Raw genomic sequence first — 19968 nt, forward strand, 5'->3', positions numbered from 1 at the left:
CCGGTCACGGCGTGGCCGCCCGCAGCGCCTCGGTCGACCGGACCAGCTTGCCGGTGGTGGTGCGGGGCAGCCGGTCGAGCAGGTGCAGGACGCGGGGCCGCTTGTAGGCGGCGAGCCGCTCGGCGAGCAGCTTCTCCAGCACGTCCTCCGACAGCGGCCCGTCCGGCTGCACGTACGCGGTGATGTCGCCGTCGTGCACGACCACGGCGGCGGCGACGCCGGGCAGCCCGGCGAGGGTGGCCTCGACCTCGGTGAGGTCGACCTTCAGCCCGCCGACGGAGACCTGCGAGTCGAGCCGGCCGCGCACGGTGACCAGGCCGGTGCCGGGGTCGACGGTGCCGGCGTCGCGGGTGTGCAGCCAGCCGTCGGCCCAGCGGTCCGGGTCGGACAGCCCGACGTACGGCGAGTCCGGGCAGCTCACCCACAGCTCGCCGGTGGCCGACTCGCGGACGGTGATCCCGGGGGCGGGGGCGATCGAGGGCCGGTGCCAGCCGTGCAGGTCGGTGCCGATGACGCCGACCTCGGTCATCCCGTACATGTTGCCCAGCGGCACGCCGAAGCGGTCGACGAACGCATTGACGACGGCCGGCGGGACCAGCTCGCCGCCGGTGGTCATCCGCTTGAACTGCGGCAGCGGGCCGGTCGGCCGGGTGGAGGCGAGCAGTCCGATGTGGAACGGCACGCCGAGCACGGTGGCGGGGGTGTCGTCGGCGGCGATGGCGGCCAGCACCGCGTCGCCGCTGAGCCGGTCCGGCGGCACCAGCGTCACGTGGGCGTGCAGGCCGTAGAGCAGCCCGCCGACGAGACCGAGCACGTGCACCATGGACGGCAGCAGGATGATCCGCTCGCCGGGCAGGGCCACGCCGTCGATGCGCGTGTAGCGGCGCACCTCGGCGACGAGGGACGCGGCGCTGCGACCGATCACCTTGGACGGTCCGGTGGAGCCGGAGCTGAGCTGGATCACCGCGTGCGTGCTGCCGGCGGGCCGGTCCGAGTAGGCGGTGACGCCCTCGGTGACGTCGACGAAGATCTTCAGCGCGGCGCCGCCGCTGCGCACCGGGGCGACGACGACCTGCGGGGTGAGCCGCGCGAGCGCGCCCTGCACCTCGTGGTCGGTGAGCCGGTGGTCGAGCAGGATCGCCTGGGCCCCGGTGCGCCAGGTGGCGAGGAGGTTCACCACGTACGCCAGCGACGGCGGCAGGCGCAGCGCGGCGGCGCCCCCGGGACGCAGCCCGGCGCCGGTGAGCCGGGCCTGCGCCTCGGCGACGAGCCGGCGCAGCGTGCCCCGGTCCACCGGGTCGGGCAGCCGCAGACAAACTTCGGCCGACGGACCGGCCAGCAAGAGGTCGTCAACCCAGGTAGGGTGGTCTACTGTAGATTCTGCTGCCGAACGATCCATGGTCACTGTGGTCTACCGCCCAGCATCGAAATTGGGCATAACTGCCCAATGTGGTGCGTCCTCCGGGGTGCTGACGGAACACTACGACAGCCGCCGAGACCATTACTAGATGCAAATGGCTAGATCAAAAAGGTCGTGCGGCCCGATTGCCGGTCAGCCGGTTCGCCGGGCAGGATCGGGGGCCGCGAGGCCGTGGGCGACGTCGCCGCCACGGGGCGGGAGCCTGCCCGCCGCAGAGCCGGCACACCCGGGCGGCAGCCTGCCCAGATTCGGCCCGACCGCCTGCCCGCGTGGAGCCTGACGGCTCCCCACGTCGGCCTGACGCCGATGGGTGGCTGCCGACCGGCAGCCACCCATCGAAGATACACGATCTTATGGCGACGGGGCGCCCCGCCCGCGAGATCAGGCCAGGGCCGGCGTCTGCGCGTGGACGACGAACCGCAGCGACCGGGCGTCGGTGAAGCACTCCCGCATCGGCTTGACCAGGTCCCGGTGCTCCGGGCTGCGCTCCCACGCCTCGAACGCGGCCAGGTTCACCCACTCGCTGGTGATCAGCCACTGCTCCGGGTCGGCCGACGAGCGGCACACCTGGTCCACCAGGTGCCCCGGCACCCCCTCGGCGACCAGGTGCCGGATGGCCTCGTAGGCGCGCAGGAAGTCCCCGGTGCGCTGCTGCGGCACCCGGACCAGGAAGACCACCCGCGCCCGCTGTTCGATCATCGTGCCACTCCTTGGGTCGGGCCGGGCTCGGCCGCCCGGCGGGGTGCCGGTGCCGGGCGGGCCGCCGCGCCCCGCAGCACCAGCGCGCTGTTGAAACCGTCGAACCCCCGGGCGGCCACCAGCGCCACCCGGGACGCGGGCCGGCGGGGCTCCCGCAGGAAGTCCAGCTCGCAGCCGTCGGCCGGCCGGTCCGGGCCGGCGGAGGCGGGCAGCGTGTCGTGGGCGAAGGCCAGCAGCGCCGTGGCCACGTCCAGCGCCGACCCGCCCTGGTGCGCCCGGCCGGTCAGCGGCTTGGCCGTGGTCACCGGCACGGGACGGGCCCCGAACACCGCGCGCAGCGCGTCGGCCTCGGCCCGGTCGTGGCCCGGCGTGCCCAGCGCGTCGGGCAGCACCACGTCCACGTCGTCGGGGGTGACGCCGGCCCGGTCCAGGGCCAGCCGCATCGCCCGCGCGTATTGGACGGGGTCCCCGGCCCGGCCGGGGCCGGTGTGCACGGCGTCGTGGGTGGCCCCCCAGCCGGTGACCTCCCCGTAGATGCGGGCCCCCCGGGCCAGGGCGTGCGACAGCTCCTCCACCACGAACACCGCGCCGCCCTCCGCCGGCACGTACCCCGCGGCGTCGGCGTCGAACGGCTGGTACGCCCGGGCGGGGTCGTCGGCGACGCTGAGCAGCCCGGACCGCAGCTGGCAGGCCAGCGCGTACGGGCTCAGCGGGCACTCGGTGGCCCCGGCGATCACCACGGGGGTGCCCCGCCGCACGGTACGCACCGCGTGCGCGAGACTGTCCAGCCCGCCGGCGGACTCGCTGACCAGCACCCCGCAGGGGCCCTTGAACTGGTGGTGGATGGAGAGCTGCCCGACGCTGGCGGCGTAGAACCAGGCGATCGACTGGTACGCCCCGACGGTGCGCGACGGCCCGCCCCACAGCCGTTGCAGCTCCCGCTGCCCGAACAGGTTCCCGCCCGACGAGCTGGCCAGGGTCACGGCGTACCCGTAGGGCTCGGGGGCGTGCTCGGGCAGCCCGGCGTCGGCCAGCGCCAGCCGGGTGGCCGCGAACCCCAGGTGCGTCCACCGGTCGGTCTGCACCAGCCGGCGGTTGTCCGCCCAGGTCAGCGCCTCGAAGTCGGGCACCTGACCGGCGACGCGGGTGGGGTAGGACGCCGGGTCGAACAGGGTGATCGGGCCGGTGCGCCGGGTCCGCGACACCACCGTGGACCAGTGCGCCTCGGCGCCGATGCCGCTCGGGGCGACCACCCCGATCCCGGTGACCACCGCCCGGGTGGTCACGCCGCCCCGCCCGACGCCGCCCCGCCGTGCGCGGTGCCGCCCTGCGTCGCCCCGCCCTGCGTCGTCCCACCCAGCCGGCGGAACACCATCGCCGACTGGAAGCCGCCGAAGCCGCTGCCCACCGACAGCGCCACGTCCACCGGCACCTCCCGGGCCACGTTCGGCACGTAGTCCAGGTCGCACTCCGGGTCACGGGTGGCCCAGTTGGCCGTCGGCGGCACCACGCCGTACTCGATGGCGAGGGCGCAGGCGGCCATCTCGATGGACCCGATCGCGCCGAGGGAGTGCCCCACCATGGACTTGATGGAGCTGATCGGCACCCGATGGGCCGCCTCGCCGAGGGCCCGCTTGAACGCCGCCGTCTCGTGCCGGTCGTTCTGCCGGGTGCCGGAGCCGTGCGCGCTGATGTAGGAGACCTGCCGCGGGATGAGCCGCGCCTGCTTCAGGGTCGCCGAGATGGCCAGCCCCATCTCCAGCCCGTCCGGGCGCAGCCCCGTCATGTGGTAGCCGTTGCTGCGGCTGGCGTACCCGGCGACCTCGCAGTAGACGTGCGCCCCCCGGCGGCGGGCGTGCCCGTACTCCTCCAGCACCAGCACCGCCGCGCCCTCGGCGAGGACGAAACCGTGCCGGTCGGCGTCGAACGGGCGCGACGCGTGCGCCGGGTCGTCGTTGTCGGGGCTGGTCGCCTTGATCGCGTCGAACGAGGCGACGGTGACCGGGGAGATCGGCGAGTCCGCCGCCCCCGCGAGGACGATGTCGGCCTCGCCGTCGGCGATGAGCTGGTGGGCGTACCCGATGGCGTCGATGCCGGAGGTGCAGCCGGTGGAGACCACCTGCGCCGGGCCGTGCAGCCCGTGCCGGCAGGCCACGTCGGCGGCGAGGCTGCTGGGCACGAGCGCCTGGTACAGGTACGGCCCGCCCCGGTCGTGGTCGACCAGCCAGCGGCTGCCGGAGTCGCTGACGGTCACGTACTCCTGCTCCAGGGCCATGGTGCCGCCGACGGCGGTGCCCAGCACCACCCCGGCGCGGTCGCGCTGCGCGTCGGTCAACTCCAGGCCGCTGTCGGCGACCGCCTCGATCGAGCAGGCGAGGGCGAACTGCACGTACCGGTCGGCGCGGCGCCGCTCGGCCTCGGTGAGCCCGGCGGCGACCGGATCGAAGTCGCACTCGGCGGCGATGCGGGAACGGAACGGCGACGGGTCGAAGAACGTGATCCGCCGCGTCGCCGTGCGCCCCTCCGTGATCGTCTTCCAGAACCGGTCCCGGGTCACGCCGCCCGGGGCGACCACCCCGATGCCGGTCACCACCGTGCGGCGCGCGGTCACGACGCGCCCCGCTGTTCCGCCGGTTCGGTGTCGACGTGACCCAGCTCCGGCCGGGGCGCGAGGGGGCCCAGGTGGAACACCACCTCGGCCGGCTCCTCGCCGGTGTTGCGCAGCCGGTGCCGCACGTTGACCGGCACGAGCAGCGCCTCCCCGGCGGCCAGCGGCACCGGCCGGTCGTCCAGGTCCACGGTGATCGCCCCCCGCGCCACGTACAGGAACTCCTCGCTGTACGGGTGGTAGTGCTCGGCGATGCGCTCGCCGGGGGCGAGGGCGGCGACCCCCATGAACCCGGAGGTGCTGCCGACCGTCTTCGGCCCGAGCAGCACCCGCAGCTCGCCGCCGCGCCGCCGGTCGGCCGGCACGTCGCGGGCGGCGACCGTCCGGTACGCCGGGTCGTCCGTCGTACGCTGGGCGGTGGTCTCACTCATCGTCGCCTCCCGTGGTGGCGGAGCCGGCCCGCGCCGCCCGCTCGATCCGTTCCTTGATGACCGCGAGCTGGACGCGGCTGTTGGTGTTGATCCGCTCGGTCATCCCGGCGTTGTCCAGCGGGGCGCTCGGGTGCATCGCGAAGTCCTGCACCCAGGTCATCCGAGTGCCCTCCGGCTCGGTGTCGTAGCGCCAGTGGATGCGCATGTACTCGAACGGGCCGGTCTCCACCCGGTGCGCCCGCACCTCGCGGTTCTCCCAGTCGGTGGTGCGTTCGCTCACCCAGCTCCACACCGCGCCGTTCTCGTCGGGGTGCATGGTGAGGCGGAACCGCACGGTGCGGCCGTCGCGTTCGAGGATCTGCGCGGAGGCGTACTCGGTGAACAGGTTCGGCCAGTTCGCCACGTCGTTGGTCAGCTCCCAGACCAGCCGCAGCGGCGCGTCGACGACGATGCTGTTCTCGGTGTGCCCGGGCGGGTCGGTCGCCCGGGTCACGAGGTCGGCGACCTCGGCGATGCTCAGCCGCGCGGCGTCCTCGGGCAGGCGCACCCGGTACCGGTCGGCGACCACCGCGGACAGTTCGAGCAGGGCGAGGGAGTCCATGCCGAGGTCCTCCAGGGACGCTTCGGGCTCCCGGGCCGCAGCCTCGGCGTCCATGCCGCAGTTCGCCACCAGGATCTCGGTGATCTCGGCGGTGAGCGGGCGGCCGTGGGTGACGGTCATCAGTTTCTCCTCTGGTCGGGGCCGGACGGACCGGCGGCGGCGACGCGAACGGGACTCCCCCCGTCGTCCGGTGCGGCGCATCCGGCGCAGCGCGGCCGCACCCGCCCGCCGACGGTGGGGGTCACGGCCGCAGCCCGCCGTGGTCCCAGCGGTAGAAGCAGCGCGCCATGGCGTCCCGGGGCGAGCGCCAGGTCGGCAGGTACGGCGAGACGTACGGCTGCAGCCGCGCGCTGACCCGGGCGAACTCGGGGTGCTCCCGGATCCCCTCCACCGCCGTCTCCCCCGGCCGCTCGGTCTCCAGCAGGTGGACGTAGAGGTCGCCCAGCCGGTACAGCGACCGGTGCCGGACCCCGGCCAGGCGCGGCAACTCCGTCGCGTCGGACTCGGCGAAGATCTCAGCGACCCGCTCCTCGGCGTCGGGTGCCACCTTGGCGACGATCAGCGAACGATCCATGGACTGCCTCCCTCGGGCGCGCGGCGGCGCGGCGTGAACTCGCCGTCACGCGGGACGACTGCCGCCACGGTGCGCGCACCGCCGTCACCGAGGCGTCAATGCCGGCCCACCCACCGACACGACCAACGGTGACGCTGCGTTGATGAATCCTGTGGACAATCCATGCTTCGCCTGAGAAGACGACCCCGATGGCGACAAATATTCGCAGTTGGCGGGCACTTCGCCGTCCACGATGGCAGCAGCCACGCCTGACCCCATGTTGACTCACCGTAATCACTGTTGTTTAATCTTCAAGCGGGCCAGCCCGGCGGTCGCGACGCCCGAGCCGCGCCGCGTGGCGCCACCGGAGACAGTGGCGCCCCCGGGCGAGCGCGCCGGGACGCACGAGGAGTCCGGACGAGGTCCGGTGCAGGGGGTGCCGCCGTGACCGCTGATCCGCCCACGTCGACCGCGGGCGACGGCCCCGCCCCGGACGTCTCGCTGCACCTGCTCGGCGGCTTCCGTCTGCTGCACGACGAGACCCCCGTCGTCGTGCCGCGCGGCCTGCAGCGGGTCCTCGCGCTCATCGGGCTGCGCCCCGGCGCCACCCGCAGCCACCTCGCCGGCCTGCTCTGGCCCGAGGCGCCGGAGGAACGGGCACTGTCCTCGCTGCGCACCGCGCTGTGGCGGCTGCGCCAGGACCCGTGCTGCCCCCTGGTCACCACCGGCGACACCACCCGCCTCGACCCCCGCGTACGGCTCGACGTCGACGACCTGACCAGCACCGCCGCCCGCGTCCGCGACGGCGACGACCCGGGCAGCACCGGCACCGCCCTCACCGCCGGCCGGCACGACCTGCTCCCCGGCTGGTACGACGACTGGGTGCTGCTGGAACGGGAACGCCTGCGCCAACTGCGGCTGCACATGCTCGAACAGGTGGCCCGCAACCACCTCGCGGCGGGACGGCACGGCGAGGCCCTGGAGGCTGCGCTGGAGGCCATGGCGGCGGAACCACTACGCGAGACCCCGCACCGGCTGGTGGTGCGGGTCCACCTCGCCGAGGGCAACGTCTTCGAGGCCGTGCACGCCTTCTACGCCTACCGCGACCTGCTCCTGCGGGAACTGCGCCTGGAGCCGTCCCCGGCGATGACCGCCCTGCTGCACGACACGCTCGCGCCCATCCGGCAGGCCAGCCGCCCGACGCCCCCCGAGCCGCGCAGGCCGGGCGCGTCACCGCAAACACACCCACGGTGACGGCAACGTGACAGATCGGTCGGCATGGTGGTCGCAGAAGCGGTGCCACGGTCGCCCGACCTTGATCCAGGAGCACCGCCGGCGGGAGGGACCCATGAGTCGTCTACTGATCGTCAGCAGGATCATCCCCGGCGCGGAGGGACGCGTGGCGCAGATCTTCGCCGAGTCCGACGCGACGGAGTTGCCGGGCCTCACCGGGGTCCGGCACCGCTCCCTGTACTGCCTGCACGACCTGTGCGTACACCTGATGGAGACCGCCGACGTCGACGCCGACGCCCTCGCCGCGGCCCGCAACCACCCGCTCTACCTCCAGGTCAACGAGCGGCTCTCCGCGCACACCTCGCCGTACCTGCCGACCTGGCGCTCGCCGCGCGACGCGATCGCCGGCTGCTTCTACAGCTGGGACGCCACCTCGTCGGTCGGTGCCGCCGGCACGGCCGGCTGAGCGGGAGGGCCGCGACCATGGTGGCCAACCCACCGCACGTAGTGATCATCGGGGCCGGCACCGGCGGCCTCTGCCTGGCCCACGGGCTGCGCCGGGCCGGGATCGGCGTCTCCGTCCACGAACGGCACACCACCCGCGCCGACGGGCTGCTCGGTTACCGGGTCGGCATCGGACCCACCGGCAGCAGGGCGCTGCGGGAGTGCCTCCCGCCGGAGCTGTTCGACATCTTCGCCGTCACCTGCGCCCGCGGCCCCCGCTACTTCAACGTCGTCACCGAGCGACTGCGGCAGACCGCCTCGTTCCCGCTGCGCCCGGACACCGACGACGTCGGCACCGAACGCTCGGTCGCCCGGATGACCCTGCGCCAGGTCCTGCTCACCGGCCTGGAGGACACCGTCGAGTTCGGCAAGACGTTCACCCACTACGACCAGCGCGACGACGGCACGGTCACCGCGCACTTCGCCGACGGCACCACGGCGACCGGCGACCTGCTGGTCGCCGCCGACGGCACGCACTCCGCCGTCCGCCGCCAGTACCTGCCGCACGCGGTGATCCGCGACGCCGGCACCATCAACATCGCCACCCGGATCCCGCTGACCGAACACACCCGCTCGCTGCTGCCCGAACGCGTCGCGCAGGGCATCTCGCTGGTCTTCGGCGCGGGCGGGACGATGGGCGTGCTGCACGTGATGGAGTTCAAGTGGGACCGCAACGGCGACGTCAAGCCCGGCGTCGCCGCCGCCGACGCCGACCTGTTGCGCCGCTGGCCCGGCCTGCGCCACGACACCACCCGCGACAACATCAACTTCATCATCTGGAGCACGGCCCGCCGGTTCCCCGCCGACGTCATGAGCCGACGCGGCGAGGACCTCGTCCGGATCGCCCAGGAACTCACCCGCAACTGGCACCCCCACCTGCGGGAACTGCTGGCCCGCAGCGACCCCGGCAGCGCCCTGCCCATCAGGGTGTCCACCTCCGAGCCCGTACCGGCCTGGAAGAGCAGCACCGTCACCCTGCTCGGCGACGCCATCCACACCATGACCCCGGGGCGCGGGGTCGGCGCGAACACCGCCCTGCGCGACGCCGCCCTGCTCTGCCGGCAGGTCAGGCTGGCCTCCGCCGGGGAGAAGACCCTGGTGCAGGCCGTCGCCGACTACGAGGCCGCCATGCTGCCGTACGGGTTCGCCCGCGTGCACGACTCGCTGCACCGCAGCGGCACCAGCGGCGACGACCGGATCTACCGTCCGGTGATCGGGCGGCTCGCGCTGCTCGGGGCGCGCGGCTACTTCGGCATCACCAGTCGGGTGCCCCGGCTGCGGCGCACGTTCATCGACGACTTCTACACCTATCGCGGCGAGGAGGACTGAGGACGTCGTCTCACTCTCGGTAGCCCCGGCGCCACCCCGGGTTCGAAGTGCCCCACCAGCACCGGAAGCCACCGGACCTCCCTGTCGCCGACACGGCGCGTGTGCGAAGCTGCGACGGATTTTTCTCGCGACTTTTCACCGATGCTTCTCAAAGAGGGAGGTTCGACGTGCCGTCGAGTTTCGGGCAATGGCTGATCGTGATCCTGGCACTGCTGGTGGGTGCGGCGGCCGGATGGGCGCTGCGTGGCCGGCAGGAGACGCCCTCCGGCGCGACGCCCATCGTGGAGGGTGACCCGGTCGCCGGTGTGGCGGTGGTGTCCAGCCCCGCCCCCGAGGCCACCGTCGACGAGCAGCGGCCGGAGGCGACCGTCGCGCCGGCGTCGGCCCCGGTCGCCGTCCTCGACCAGCCGACCCCGGACACCGCCTCCCCCACCCCGACCGGCGGGGTCCTCGGCGACGCCGACCCGGCCGCCTTCACCGCCACCGCCCCTGTCTCCTCCGCCGACGCCCACACCACCGCCGACGCCCCGGAGCCGGCGACGGTGACGGAGCCCGAGCCGGTCGCCACGACCCCGGCCGAGCCGACGGACACGACCCCCACCGAGCCCGTCGCCGTGACGCCTACCGAGCCGGAGCCCGCCACGGAGCCCGAGCCCGTCGCCGCGACCCCCGCCGAGCCGGAGCCCGCCACGGATCCGGAGCCCGTCGCCGTGACGCCCGCCGAGCCGGCGGCGGAGACCGCCGACGCCGAGCCGGTGGCCGGGGCCGTCGAGCCGGTGGAGACCGCGCCGGTCCCGCCGGTGGCCGAGAGCGCGCCGGCCGAGCCCGTCCTGCCGGCCGAGCCCGTGGCCGAGCCCGTGTCGGAGCCCGGAGCCGGAGCCGCCACGCCCGTCGTCCCCGCGCCGCGTACCCCGGTCGACGACGCCCTGCCGCCGACCGCCGACGGCTCCGAGGCGCAGGACGCCCCGGTCGAGCCCGAGCCCGCGCCGGTCGCCGCCGGGGCGGCGACCACCGGGTCGGCCGACGACTTCCGTCGCATCCAGGGCATCGGCCCGAAGATGGCCGCTGCGCTCCAGGACGCCGGCATCCGCACCTACCGGCAACTCGCCGACCTCGACGAGGCGGCCCTGCGGGAGACGATCCGCGCCGCCGGCCTGCGGGCCGCGCCCAGCCTGGCCACGTGGCCCCAGCAGGCGAAGGTCCTCGCCGGCGCGCCGGCCGAGGCCGACCGGGTGCTCCCGGCGGGTGGCGCCGACGCCTGACGGGGCCGCCCCGAAGGCGTAGCACCAGTCGGGGCTGGCCAGCGGGTTGCGGGCCACGCTCCGGGTGACACCGGGACCCCCTCGTGCCGCCGACATCGCTGCCCTGTCCGCACCTGCACGGACGGGGCAGCGGCCGTTTAGCCGCTAGTGGCGGTTGGGTACATCGGGCTCACCTCGAAAACACCACTACCCGGGAGGAAGCCATGCGGCGCGGCCCGTCGATTCTGGGAATCATCCTTGTCATCTGGCTGGTCATCGGCGCCATCGCCGCTGGACAGCGGGGCTACTACAACGGCGACGACACGAACTGCGCCGAGGCGGGCACCATCCTGGTGACCATCGTCGCCGGGCCGTTGAACTACATCGGCGCCAACCCGAAGGTCGACTGCGAGCTTCCCGAGCCCTCCAAGTAGGACGAGCGGCACGGCACGAGCGGCCCGCCCCCTTTCCGGGGGCGGGCCGCTTTCGCTTCGCGTCTGCTGCGAGCTTCGTGGACAGTTGCCGTCACGAGCGAATCCGAACCGTCTAAGATCTGCAGCGGTGCGCGCCGACCGCGTCGAGCGGGGCGAGCCGAGAGCGTGGGTCAGCGGAAGCAGTGGGCGATCGTGACCTTGCTGCCCACGCAGTTGGTGGGCCGGTTCTCGATGACGACGCTGGCGTCGTCGATCCTGACCTGGGCCCGGTCGGCGAAGATCCCACCCGGGGGCAGGGTCGCGCTGTTGTCGACCACCTTGCTCTTGAACAGCGAGAGCTGCCCGGCGACGGTGTAGATGCCGCCGCCGGTGGACTTCGCGCCGACCGCGGCGTTGCCGCTCACCTCGCTGGTGCGTACCAGCGTGTTGGAGCGGTCGGCGAAGATGCCGCCGCCGTTGCCCCGGGCGTGGTTGCCGCTGACGACGCTGTCGTCCATCGGCAGCAGGCCCTGGACGCTGGAGATGCCCCCGCCGTTGCCGCTGGCGGTGTTGCCCTGCACGACCAGGCCACGCAGGACCAGCACCGCGTCGGAGTTGGCGATGCCGCCGCCGATCTTGGCGGTGTTGTCCACGACCCGGGTGTCCTCGACCTTCGTCCGGGCCGAGAAGCTGGCCAGGCCGCCGCCCTGCCCGGCGATGTTGTGCGCGAGGATGGTGGTGGCGACGTCGGCCGCGCCCCGGTAGTTGGCGAGCCCACCGCCGTAGCCGTTGGCGCTGTTGTCGCGGAACTCGGTCTTCGTCATGGTCAGCACACCGCCGTTGAGCATGCCGCCGCCCTTGCCCTCGGCGCCGGCGGCCGAGTTGCCGACGAACCGGCTCTCGCGGACCACCATGTTGCCGTCGTTGAAGACCCCGCCGCCGCCCTCCTTCGGCGAGACGGACGTGCTGCCGACGACCGTGGTGCGTTCGAGGACGGCCGTGGCCCCGTGCACGACGTGGACGCTGCCCCCCTCCGAGGTGGACCGGCCGTTGCGCAGGGTGACGTCGCGCAGTGTCAGCTCGCCGCCGTCGCGCACCGTGAAGAAGCGGAAGGTCTCGGCGTTCTCGCCCCGGGCGATGGTCGCCCCGGAACCCTCGACGGTGATCGCCTGGTAGATCACCGGCAGGCCGGTGTTGTCGTCGCCCGGCTGGCGCGGCGGCAGTTCGGCGTCCCCGGGGGTCTCGGCGGCGTCGGCGGCCTCCCGGGCGTCGCGGATGCCGCCGTCGTACTCGTCGGGCTGCTGGAAGGCGTGGCTGAGCGTGTAGGTGCACTTCGGCGCGAGCCGCACCGTCGCCCCGCCCTCCGCGTTGGCCTGCACGAGCGCGGCGACGAGCCGGGCCGAGTCGCAGGGCACGGTGAGCAGCGGCGGCCGGCGCGTGCCCGGCCCGTCCGGCTTGCCCTCCGGGGCGGCCGCCCCGTCCGTCCTGCTCTCGGGCCGGCGGGGACCGCCCGGGGCGCCCTCGTCGGTCCACCGCCCCCCGTCGGGGCCGTCGTCGCGCACGGCCGCCGCCTGCTGCCCCTGGTCGGTGACGCCGGGAGCGCGGTCGGCGGCCAGGGCGGCGACGCCGGTGACACCGGCCGCACCGACCACCAGGCTGCCGGCCACCACGCCGCCGGCTAAGAACCACCGGGACCGCCGCCTGCTGGGCGTCGCTCGCCGGTTGCCCTGGTACGTGAACATCACGGTCCTGCCTCTCCTGCACGAAATGACGCGGCGGCACCGGAACGGGGCGCCGGGTGGCGTACCTCGCGGGGGCCACCGAAGGTCACGATACGGAGAGGAAACGGGCAAGTCAGGCGTACGTGAATAAACGTACGATTCACGTCGAGAGGGTGATTCAGTCGGCCCCGGGGAGGTCCCCCGCCGCTCAGCCGCCGACGTGGATGCCGGGGCGGCGCGACGGGTCCCGCTCCGACTTGCGGATGATCTCCCGCACCACCGGCGGGGTGTCGCCGCGCCCGAGGATCAGATAGCGCAGCAGGTGGGCGATGGGGTTGCCCTCGGACCACTCGAAGTGCGCGTGCGGGCGGACCCCGGTGGCGTCGCGCAGCGCGAGCAGGATCGCGGCGATCGCGTTCGGCACGGCCGGGCTGGCCGCCCGCAGCACCCGATAGCCGCCGACCTCCACCCCGTGCACCCGCAGCACCCGGCTGAACTCCGACGGGTCGACCACGTCGACCTCCAGGAAGAGCACGTCGGCGGCGCCCGGGACCGGGTTCATGCCGCGCTGCGCGCGCTCCTTGACCGTGTACTCCTTCACCGCCCCGCTGTCGCGCTTGTTGGCGATCAGGTGCAGCCGCCCGTCGTGGGCGACGGACTCGGCGACGAACCGGCGGGCGGCGTCGTCGAACTCGATCCGGTCGGCGCGCAGCTCCGTGGTGCGGGTGACCCGGGAGATCAGCGAGACGCCGATGATGCCCGCGATGAACAGGCCGGAGATGGCGATGCCGTCCGGCTTGGCGACCACGTTCTCCGTGAGGGCGTAGAGCAGGACGACGGTGAGCACGGCGAAGCCGACCGCCGCGAACCGGTGGCGGGCGCGGGCCGTCGCTATCGTCACCGCCACCGCGGCGGAGACCATCATCGCCAGGATCCCGGTCGCGTACGCGCCGGCCTGGGCGTTGACGTCCGCGCGGAAGGCCACGGTGATCACGATGCTGATCAGCGTGTAGACGATCACCACGGGGCGTACCGCCCGGCCCCACTCGGGCGCCATCCCGTACGAGGGCAGGTAGCGGGGCACGATGTTGATCAGCCCGGCCATCGCCGAGGCGCCGGCGAACCAGAGGATCAGCACGCTGCTGACGTCGTAGGCCGTGCCGAACGCCTCGCCGAGCCGCTCGTGCGCCAGCCAGGCCAGCGCCCGGCCGTTGGCCGCCCCGCCCGGCCGGAACTCCCGCGCGGGGATCAGCACGGTGGTGACGAGGGTCGTGGCCACCAGGTACACCGACATGATCAGCGCGGCGGCGGTGAGCAGCCGGCGCGTGTTGCGGATCCGGGCGGCGAGCCGACGCTCGGCGTCCGGGCCGTCACCGCGCACCAGCGGCATCATGCTCACCCCGGTCTCGAAACCGGACAGGCCCAGGACCAGCAGCGGGAACGCCAGCACCGCCGGGCCGACCAGGCCGGCGACCCCGCCGCCGCCGGCCGTCAGCGCGGCGGTCCAGTCACCCAGGGTCGCCGGATCCGCGACGATCGCCGCCACGCCCGCCGCGACGATCACCGCGTTCAGCCCCAGGAAGACCACCACCAGGGGCACCGCCACCGTCACCGCCTCGCGGAACCCGAGCAGGAACACCCCGCCGAGGACCAGCAGCAGCACCACGGTCACCGCCACCGCGGCGAGGGTGCCGCGCGGGAACGACGCCGGCAGGTACGGGTTCTCCAGCAGGTGGACGGTGGCGTCGGCGGCGGACAGCGTGATCGTGATGATCCACGAGGTGGCCACGAAGCCGAGCAGGACGAGGACGAAGACCTTGCCCCGCCAGAACGGCAACAGCCGCTCCAGCATCGCCACCGAGCCCTGCCCGTGCGGGCTCTCCCGGGCCACCCGCCGGTACATCGGCAGCATCCCGAACAGGGTCAGCGCCACGATCAGCAACGTCGCCACCGGGGAGAGCGCCCCGGCCGCCAGCGCGGCGATGCCGGGCAGGTACGACAGGGTGGAGAAGTAGTCCACCCCGGTCAGGCACATCACCTGCCACCAGGGATGCGCCCGGCCCTGGGCCTCCCCGGTCTCCGGACCGACCGGCGGCACCCGGTGCTGGAACAGCCAGCGGCCGAACCGGCCGGCGGGCTGCTGGGGGCGGGTCGCCCGGTCGACGCAGGCCGGGACCACCACCGGGTCGCCCGGGGCCGCCGCACGCCGGTGGCCCCGGGTCCGCCTCGGCTGCCCGCCGTCCCGCCGCTGCGCCATGCGCGCCCCCTCCACGCCCTGCACCGACCGTAGGCGCAACCCGACGCCCGCTCCGCCCGAACCGGCGAGGAAGGTCGGGCCGGCCCGTGGCCGGTCAGCTCAGCGCGGCGGACCAGGCGGCCACGTGGGCGTCGAGGTAGTCGGCGGTGGCCCGCCAGTAGGGTCCGTCGTCCACCCAGATCCGCGCCCATGGCTGCCGGCCCTCCCGGGCACCGGCCTCGAGCAGGTCACACATGGCGCGGGCCCGTCGACCGAGCATCCGGGGCAGCTCGGCCCGCTCCGGGCCCTCGAGGCCGTAGCCGTCGACGAGGGCCCGCAGCCGCGCCGCCGACTCGGGCACCGGCCGGTCCGCCCGCATCCCGGCCATGCTCTGCGCCGCGTACGCCAGCTCCCACGGCCGCGACCCGGGCCCGGCACAGTCCCAGTCGATCAGGACCCAGCCCCGGGGCGAGCGGATCAGGTTCCACGGCGCGGCATCGTGGTGGCAGACGAGATCCTCGCGGTCCGGCGGGATCACCCGCTGCCACCCCGCCGGCTGCGGCGGCACGAAGCCGGCCACCGCGCGGTGCAGGTCGGCCAGGAGCGCCCCGATCCCGGCCAGCTCCCCCGGGGTGTACGTGCCGGTGACGTCGCCGGCCGCGCCGGGCACGTACTCCAGCACCTGGCGGCCCCGGTCGTCGCGGCCCAGCGGGCGGGGCGCGCCGGGAAACCCCGCGTCGTGCAGGTGGGCCAGCAGGGCGTCGACGGTGTCGGTCCACGGGCCGGCCGGCCGGCGGACGGTGTCGCCCACCCGCACCACCCCGGCGGTGGCGTTGCCGGGCAGCGGCTCCTCGTGGTTGCTCACCCCGCCATCCTGCCGGCCGGCCCACCACCGGGCCACCTCGTTACGGACAGGGGGTGTCCCCGCGCTTCCCCCCCGGTAGCGCGGGGACCCCCCGTACCCGGCTACTGCAGGAACGCCCCGAGGGGCGAGAGCAGCAGCCGACCGAGCGCGGCGGCGTTGTCGTCCAGCCGTACGCGCTCACACTCGCGGGCCTCCGGATCGTGCCGGCAGCGCCAGATCTTCTGGGCGTTGCGCCACGCCACGTTGCGGGTGTACTCGACCAGTTCGCCCTGGTACCAGTCGTCGATGTCGCCGTTGAGCATGTCGATCATGAGCTGCCAGTTGTCCAGGTAGCCGCGTCGCAGCTCCGGGATCCGCTCGGCGAAGATCTGGTTGATCTCCAGGTAGTCGCGGTGCTGGTCGGTGCCGTCGACCGGCTCGGACTCCAGGCTGTCGAACGTGGTCACCAGCGCGAACGGCAGATCGAAGTTGATGTGGGCGTTCACGCCGGCGGCGGCCGACGGCAGCGGCCGGGCGTCCGGGCCACGCATCCGCCGGAACAGGCAGGCCCAGGCCCGGGGGGTGGCCGGGCTGGACTCCGTCCAGTAGCGCAGCGCGTCGAAGTAGCGGGCGGCGAACTCCACGTCGAGCCGGGCCAGGAAGACCGGGTCGGCGAAGCGGTCGTCGTACAGGCCGTTCAGCACGCTGGTGGTGATGGTCAGGTACAGCTCGTTGAAGTCCGCCAGGGGGCAGCTGCGCTCCAGCGGGGGCAGCCGCACCAGCAGGTCCTGGAGCTTGGTGAGGTGGTCGACCACCGCCGGCACGTCCGCCGGGTGGTCGGCGAGCAGCCCCACGATGTCCTGGTGCACCGGGCCCCAGACCGGTTCGCCCATCCCCATCCGTCCTCCCCCCTGCGCGCCGCGCCATTCCCGTGCCGCGGCGTCGGGGCACAGCCTCTCAGCCGTGGTCCGTGCGGCGGATCAGTAGAACGACGTATAAGCGGGCGACGGGCGTACGTCGTGGCGGATCTAATCCGGACGGTTACGCAGGAAGATCGCGCTGGCCTGCACGCGGGTGCGCACCTGGAGCTTGTCGAAGATGTGCGACACGTGCACGCCGATGGTGCGTTCGCTGATGAACAGCCGCTGGCCGATCTCCTTGTTGGTCAGCCCCTCGGCCACGGCGGCGAGCACCTCGCGTTCCCGGGCCGTCAGCATCGTCAGCTCGTCGCCGGACGGCTCGGCCCCGGTCACCGGGCGCCCCTCGGCCGACGCGCCCCGCTCCTCCAGGGTCACCCGGGCCCGGGTCGCCAGGGTGCGGATCTCGGTGCTCAGTGGTTCCGCGCCGAGCCCCTGCGCCACCTGGTACGCCTCGCGCAGCAGCTTGCCGGCGGTGGCCGTGCGGCTGCGGCGGGCCAGCAGCGCCTCGGCCTGCCGCAGCCGCGAATATGCCGCCGGGTAGGGGTGGTGGCGGCGGTCCCACTCGGTGACCGACCGGGCCCACAGCTGCGGGTCGCTGCCGTCGAGGCGGCTGACCTCGGCCTCGCACAGCGCCAGGAACCCGTCGACGACGTCGCGCACCGGCCGGGCGGCGTGTTCGCTCTTGCGGGCCACCCGCTCGGCCACCTCGCGCAGCCGGCGCACCGCCGTGGTGTCGACGCTCGCGCGGGCGGCGTGCGCCTCGGCCTCGGCGCGCAGCCCGTGCCAGACCAGGGCGGCGAGGATGCCGACATCGTCGGAGCGGACCTCGGTGAGGCCGCGCTGCACCGCCTGCCGGGCCAGGTCGTGCCGGCCCTGCCACATGGCCAGCCCGGCGCGCAGGGTCAGCAGCGGGATGACGTGCCGGGCGCCGCCGCCGGCCAGCACGGTGGCCACGGCCTCCAGGTCGCGGTCGGCGGCGGCGATGTCGCCGTACCCGACCCAGAGCCGGCAGCGGGCCAGCAGCAGCTCGACGGCGTCCGCGCCGGACGGGCGGTGCCGCAGCGCCGCCGCGACCACCTTCTCCGCCTCCGCCCACTGCCCCACCCGGAACAGCCCGTTCGTGGCGATGGCCAGCAGCCGGGTTTCGTACGTGCGGCCCAGGCCCAGCTCGGCGACCCGCTCGGCGCCCCGGCGGGCCACCACCACCCCCTCCTCCAGGATGTTCAGCGGCCCGGTCAGCAGCTCCGCCAGGTGCAGGTACGCGCACGCCACGTCCTCGGGCCGGCCGGCCCGCTCGGCGGTGTCGAGGGCCTCCCGCATGACGGCCAGCCCGGCGTCCGGGTCCTCCAGGTAGGCCTCGCTGAAGCCCAGCGCCATGCTGGCCAGCACCACCTCGGAGACGGACCCCTCCACCTGCGCGGCCAGCTCCAGGGCCTCCCGGGCCCGGTCGCCGGCGTCGGCGTAGCGGCCCAGGTGCAGCAGCAGCTCGGCCAGGTGCGCGGCGGCGGTGGCCCGCTCCCGCGAGGTGCAGTCGGCGGCGGCCAGGGCCCGCCGGTACTCCGCCTCGGCGGGCGCGGACCGGCCGGCGGCAGCCAGGTAGCGGGCCCGCCGGATGTGCAACGCGCAGGCCGGGGGCGCGTCCTCGGCGTCGGCCAGCTCCTCCAGCAGGGACAGCGCGCGGGCGTGCTCGCCGCAGTGGTGCGCCGCCTCGGCGGCGTGGCGCAGCAGCTCCGCCCGGTCGGCGGTGAGCCCGCCGCCGGCCGGGGCGACCCCGGCGGCCGGCGGGCCGGCCAGTTGCAGGGCGACCGACCAGTGGCGGTGCGCCTCGGCGTAGCCGTGCAGCCGCTCGGCCTCCTGCGCCGCCGCGACCGCCGCCGGCAGCGCCCGCGCCGGCTCCCCCGCCAACCGCCAGTGGTGCGCCAGCCGCGCCTGGTGCAACTCCGCCGGCGCCGTCGTCAGCGCCTCCGCGTAGCGGCGGTGCAGCGCCGACCGCTCCGCGGGCAGCAGCTCGTGGGCGAGCACCTCCGCCACCAACCGGTGCCGCAGCCGGTAGCCGTCGTCGTCGCCCACCAGCAACCGGTGCGCCACCGCCGCCCGCACCGCCTCGATCAGCTCCCCCTCCGGCAGCCGGGTCACCTCCGCCAACAGCCAGTGCGCCACCGGCTCCACCCCGGCGGCCACCGCGTGCACCACCGCGTGCGCGGCCTGCGGCAACGCGTCCACCCGGGCCAGGAACACCTCCCGCAGCGTCTCCGACAGCCCGTCGCGCCCCTCGCGCAGATCCCGCGCCAGCTCCTCCACCACGAACGGGTTCCCGCCGCTGCGCTGCCACAGCGACTCCGCCGCCTCCGCGCCCAGCGGCCCGCCCAGCACCGCCGCGGCCAACTGCTCGGTGCCCGCCCGGTCCAGCGGGGCGAGGTCGACCACCCGCACCGACCGCAGGCGACGCAGCTCGGTCAGCACCCGCCGCAGCGGGTGCGCGCCCTGCAACGACTCGGCCCGCACCGCCGCCAACACCGACAACTGCAGGTCACCGAGCCCGGCCAGCAGATAGAGCAGCAACTGCCGGGTGCTGCGGTCGACCCACTGCAGATCGTCGAGCACCAGCACCAACGGCCGCCCCTGCGCGACCAGGTGCAGCCCCCGGGAGACCCGCTCCAGCAGGGCGCCCGCCCCGTCCGGGCCGGCGGTCTCGGCGGCGAACATCTGCAACAGCCCGCGCACCGCCGACGACGTCCGTGCGTGCGAGGCCGTCAGCTCGGCGTCGAAGCGCCGCAACGCCTGCAGCAACGGATGCAGGGGAGACGAGTCGCCGATGTCGAGGCACGTGCCGGTGAGCACGAGCGCGCCCCCGGCGCGGAACCGGTCGCCCGCCTCGCGCAGCAGCCGGGTCTTGCCCACGCCGCTCTCGCCCGTGACGAACACCGCCGCCGTCTGCCCCGGACCCACGCCGTCGAGCAGCGCGGACCGCAGCGTCGCGAGGTGGTCGGCACGGCCGACGAGTGGTGCGAGGTCCACATCGCTGGCCATGGTTCGCAGCCTAGTCACAGGTCCCCGGACCGTTCTACGGGTCTTCGCCCCCACTGGTACGCCTCGCGTCGACATTGCGACTAAAGGTTGCGGTAGGCCGACATACGTCGTTCTGCCGATCCCCCGTCGGACCGGTGGTGGGAGTCTCCTGAGGTCGTCAGGCACCAAGCGGGGGGAAAGGCGGT

17 protein-coding genes are annotated in these 19968 nt (G+C 74.4%); 5 read left to right on the forward strand and 12 right to left on the reverse strand.

What is annotated here, in order from left to right:
- Positions 1 to 4: 4 nt before the first annotated feature.
- The 7 genes from GA0070558_RS16080 to GA0070558_RS16110 form a co-directional block, all read right to left on the reverse strand.
- Positions 5 to 1399: a class I adenylate-forming enzyme family protein gene (locus GA0070558_RS16080; RefSeq protein WP_091280548.1), complete on the reverse strand. Its 1395-nt coding sequence runs from the start codon at positions 1397 to 1399 to the stop codon at positions 5 to 7.
- 402 nt (positions 1400 to 1801) lie between these two features.
- Positions 1802 to 2119: an antibiotic biosynthesis monooxygenase family protein gene (locus tag GA0070558_RS16085; protein WP_077940055.1), complete on the reverse strand. Its 318-nt coding sequence runs from the start codon at positions 2117 to 2119 to the stop codon at positions 1802 to 1804.
- Positions 2116 to 3405 (reverse strand): beta-ketoacyl synthase N-terminal-like domain-containing protein, encoded by a 1290-nt coding sequence (locus GA0070558_RS16090; protein ID WP_091280552.1) that lies wholly within the window; start codon positions 3403 to 3405, stop codon positions 2116 to 2118. The genes GA0070558_RS16085 and GA0070558_RS16090 overlap by 4 nt, the downstream gene beginning before the upstream one ends.
- Entirely contained in the window at positions 3402 to 4730 is a 1329-nt protein-coding gene (locus tag GA0070558_RS16095) for a beta-ketoacyl-[acyl-carrier-protein] synthase family protein (RefSeq protein ID WP_256091972.1), read from the reverse strand. The genes GA0070558_RS16090 and GA0070558_RS16095 overlap by 4 nt, the downstream gene beginning before the upstream one ends.
- Entirely contained in the window at positions 4727 to 5158 is a 432-nt protein-coding gene (locus GA0070558_RS16100; RefSeq protein ID WP_077940052.1) for a cupin domain-containing protein, read from the reverse strand. The genes GA0070558_RS16095 and GA0070558_RS16100 overlap by 4 nt, the downstream gene beginning before the upstream one ends.
- Positions 5151 to 5879 carry an SRPBCC family protein gene (locus tag GA0070558_RS16105; RefSeq protein WP_077940051.1) on the reverse strand — a complete coding sequence of 243 codons (729 nt, stop codon included), beginning with the start codon at positions 5877 to 5879 and terminating at the stop codon, positions 5151 to 5153. Before GA0070558_RS16105 ends, GA0070558_RS16100 begins: the two co-directional genes overlap by 8 nt.
- A gap of 121 nt (positions 5880 to 6000) precedes the next feature.
- Complete coding sequence (locus GA0070558_RS16110) at positions 6001 to 6333, reverse strand: TcmI family type II polyketide cyclase (protein ID WP_077940050.1); 333 nt, start codon at positions 6331 to 6333, stop codon at positions 6001 to 6003.
- Positions 6334 to 6756: 423 nt separating this feature from the next.
- Between GA0070558_RS16110 and GA0070558_RS16115 the strand changes: the two genes are divergently transcribed.
- The 5 genes from GA0070558_RS16115 (at position 6757) to GA0070558_RS16135 (ending at position 11053) form a co-directional block, all read left to right on the forward strand.
- Positions 6757 to 7566, forward strand: a complete 810-nt coding sequence (locus tag GA0070558_RS16115) for an AfsR/SARP family transcriptional regulator (RefSeq protein ID WP_091280556.1) — start codon at positions 6757 to 6759, stop codon at positions 7564 to 7566.
- A 94-nt stretch (positions 7567 to 7660) separates the two neighbouring features.
- Positions 7661 to 8011, forward strand: a complete 351-nt coding sequence (locus GA0070558_RS16120; RefSeq protein WP_077940048.1) for a TcmI family type II polyketide cyclase — start codon at positions 7661 to 7663, stop codon at positions 8009 to 8011.
- A 17-nt stretch (positions 8012 to 8028) separates the two neighbouring features.
- Complete coding sequence (locus GA0070558_RS16125; RefSeq protein ID WP_091280559.1) at positions 8029 to 9378, forward strand: FAD-dependent oxidoreductase; 1350 nt, start codon at positions 8029 to 8031, stop codon at positions 9376 to 9378.
- A 167-nt stretch (positions 9379 to 9545) separates the two neighbouring features.
- Positions 9546 to 10640, forward strand: a complete 1095-nt coding sequence (locus GA0070558_RS34980; RefSeq protein WP_091280563.1) for a helix-hairpin-helix domain-containing protein — start codon at positions 9546 to 9548, stop codon at positions 10638 to 10640.
- Positions 10641 to 10843: 203 nt separating this feature from the next.
- Positions 10844 to 11053, forward strand: a complete 210-nt coding sequence (locus tag GA0070558_RS16135) for a hypothetical protein (protein ID WP_043968875.1) — start codon at positions 10844 to 10846, stop codon at positions 11051 to 11053.
- Positions 11054 to 11223: 170 nt separating this feature from the next.
- Here the strand turns inward: GA0070558_RS16135 and GA0070558_RS16140 are convergent, their stop codons facing one another.
- The 5 genes from GA0070558_RS16140 to GA0070558_RS16160 all read right to left on the reverse strand — a co-directional run bounded on the left by GA0070558_RS16140 (position 11224) and on the right by GA0070558_RS16160 (position 19783).
- Positions 11224 to 12774 carry a right-handed parallel beta-helix repeat-containing protein gene (locus tag GA0070558_RS16140; RefSeq protein ID WP_091280566.1) on the reverse strand — a complete coding sequence of 517 codons (1551 nt, stop codon included), beginning with the start codon at positions 12772 to 12774 and terminating at the stop codon, positions 11224 to 11226.
- A gap of 187 nt (positions 12775 to 12961) precedes the next feature.
- Entirely contained in the window at positions 12962 to 15010 is a 2049-nt protein-coding gene (locus GA0070558_RS16145; RefSeq protein WP_091280569.1) for an APC family permease, read from the reverse strand.
- Between the two features lie 94 nt (positions 15011 to 15104).
- The gene (locus GA0070558_RS16150; protein ID WP_176734230.1) at positions 15105 to 15854 is read right to left on the reverse strand and encodes a phosphotransferase enzyme family protein; all 750 of its coding nucleotides are present in this window, start codon (positions 15852 to 15854) and stop codon (positions 15105 to 15107) included.
- Positions 15855 to 15955: 101 nt separating this feature from the next.
- Positions 15956 to 16726 (reverse strand): DUF5995 family protein, encoded by a 771-nt coding sequence (locus GA0070558_RS16155; RefSeq protein ID WP_043968872.1) that lies wholly within the window; start codon positions 16724 to 16726, stop codon positions 15956 to 15958.
- A 135-nt stretch (positions 16727 to 16861) separates the two neighbouring features.
- Complete coding sequence (locus GA0070558_RS16160; protein WP_091280572.1) at positions 16862 to 19783, reverse strand: helix-turn-helix transcriptional regulator; 2922 nt, start codon at positions 19781 to 19783, stop codon at positions 16862 to 16864.
- Positions 19784 to 19968 lie beyond the last annotated feature (185 nt).

Origin of the sequence: Micromonospora haikouensis (assembly GCF_900091595.1) — a bacterium.
Lineage (GTDB): Bacteria > Actinomycetota > Actinomycetes > Mycobacteriales > Micromonosporaceae > Micromonospora > Micromonospora haikouensis.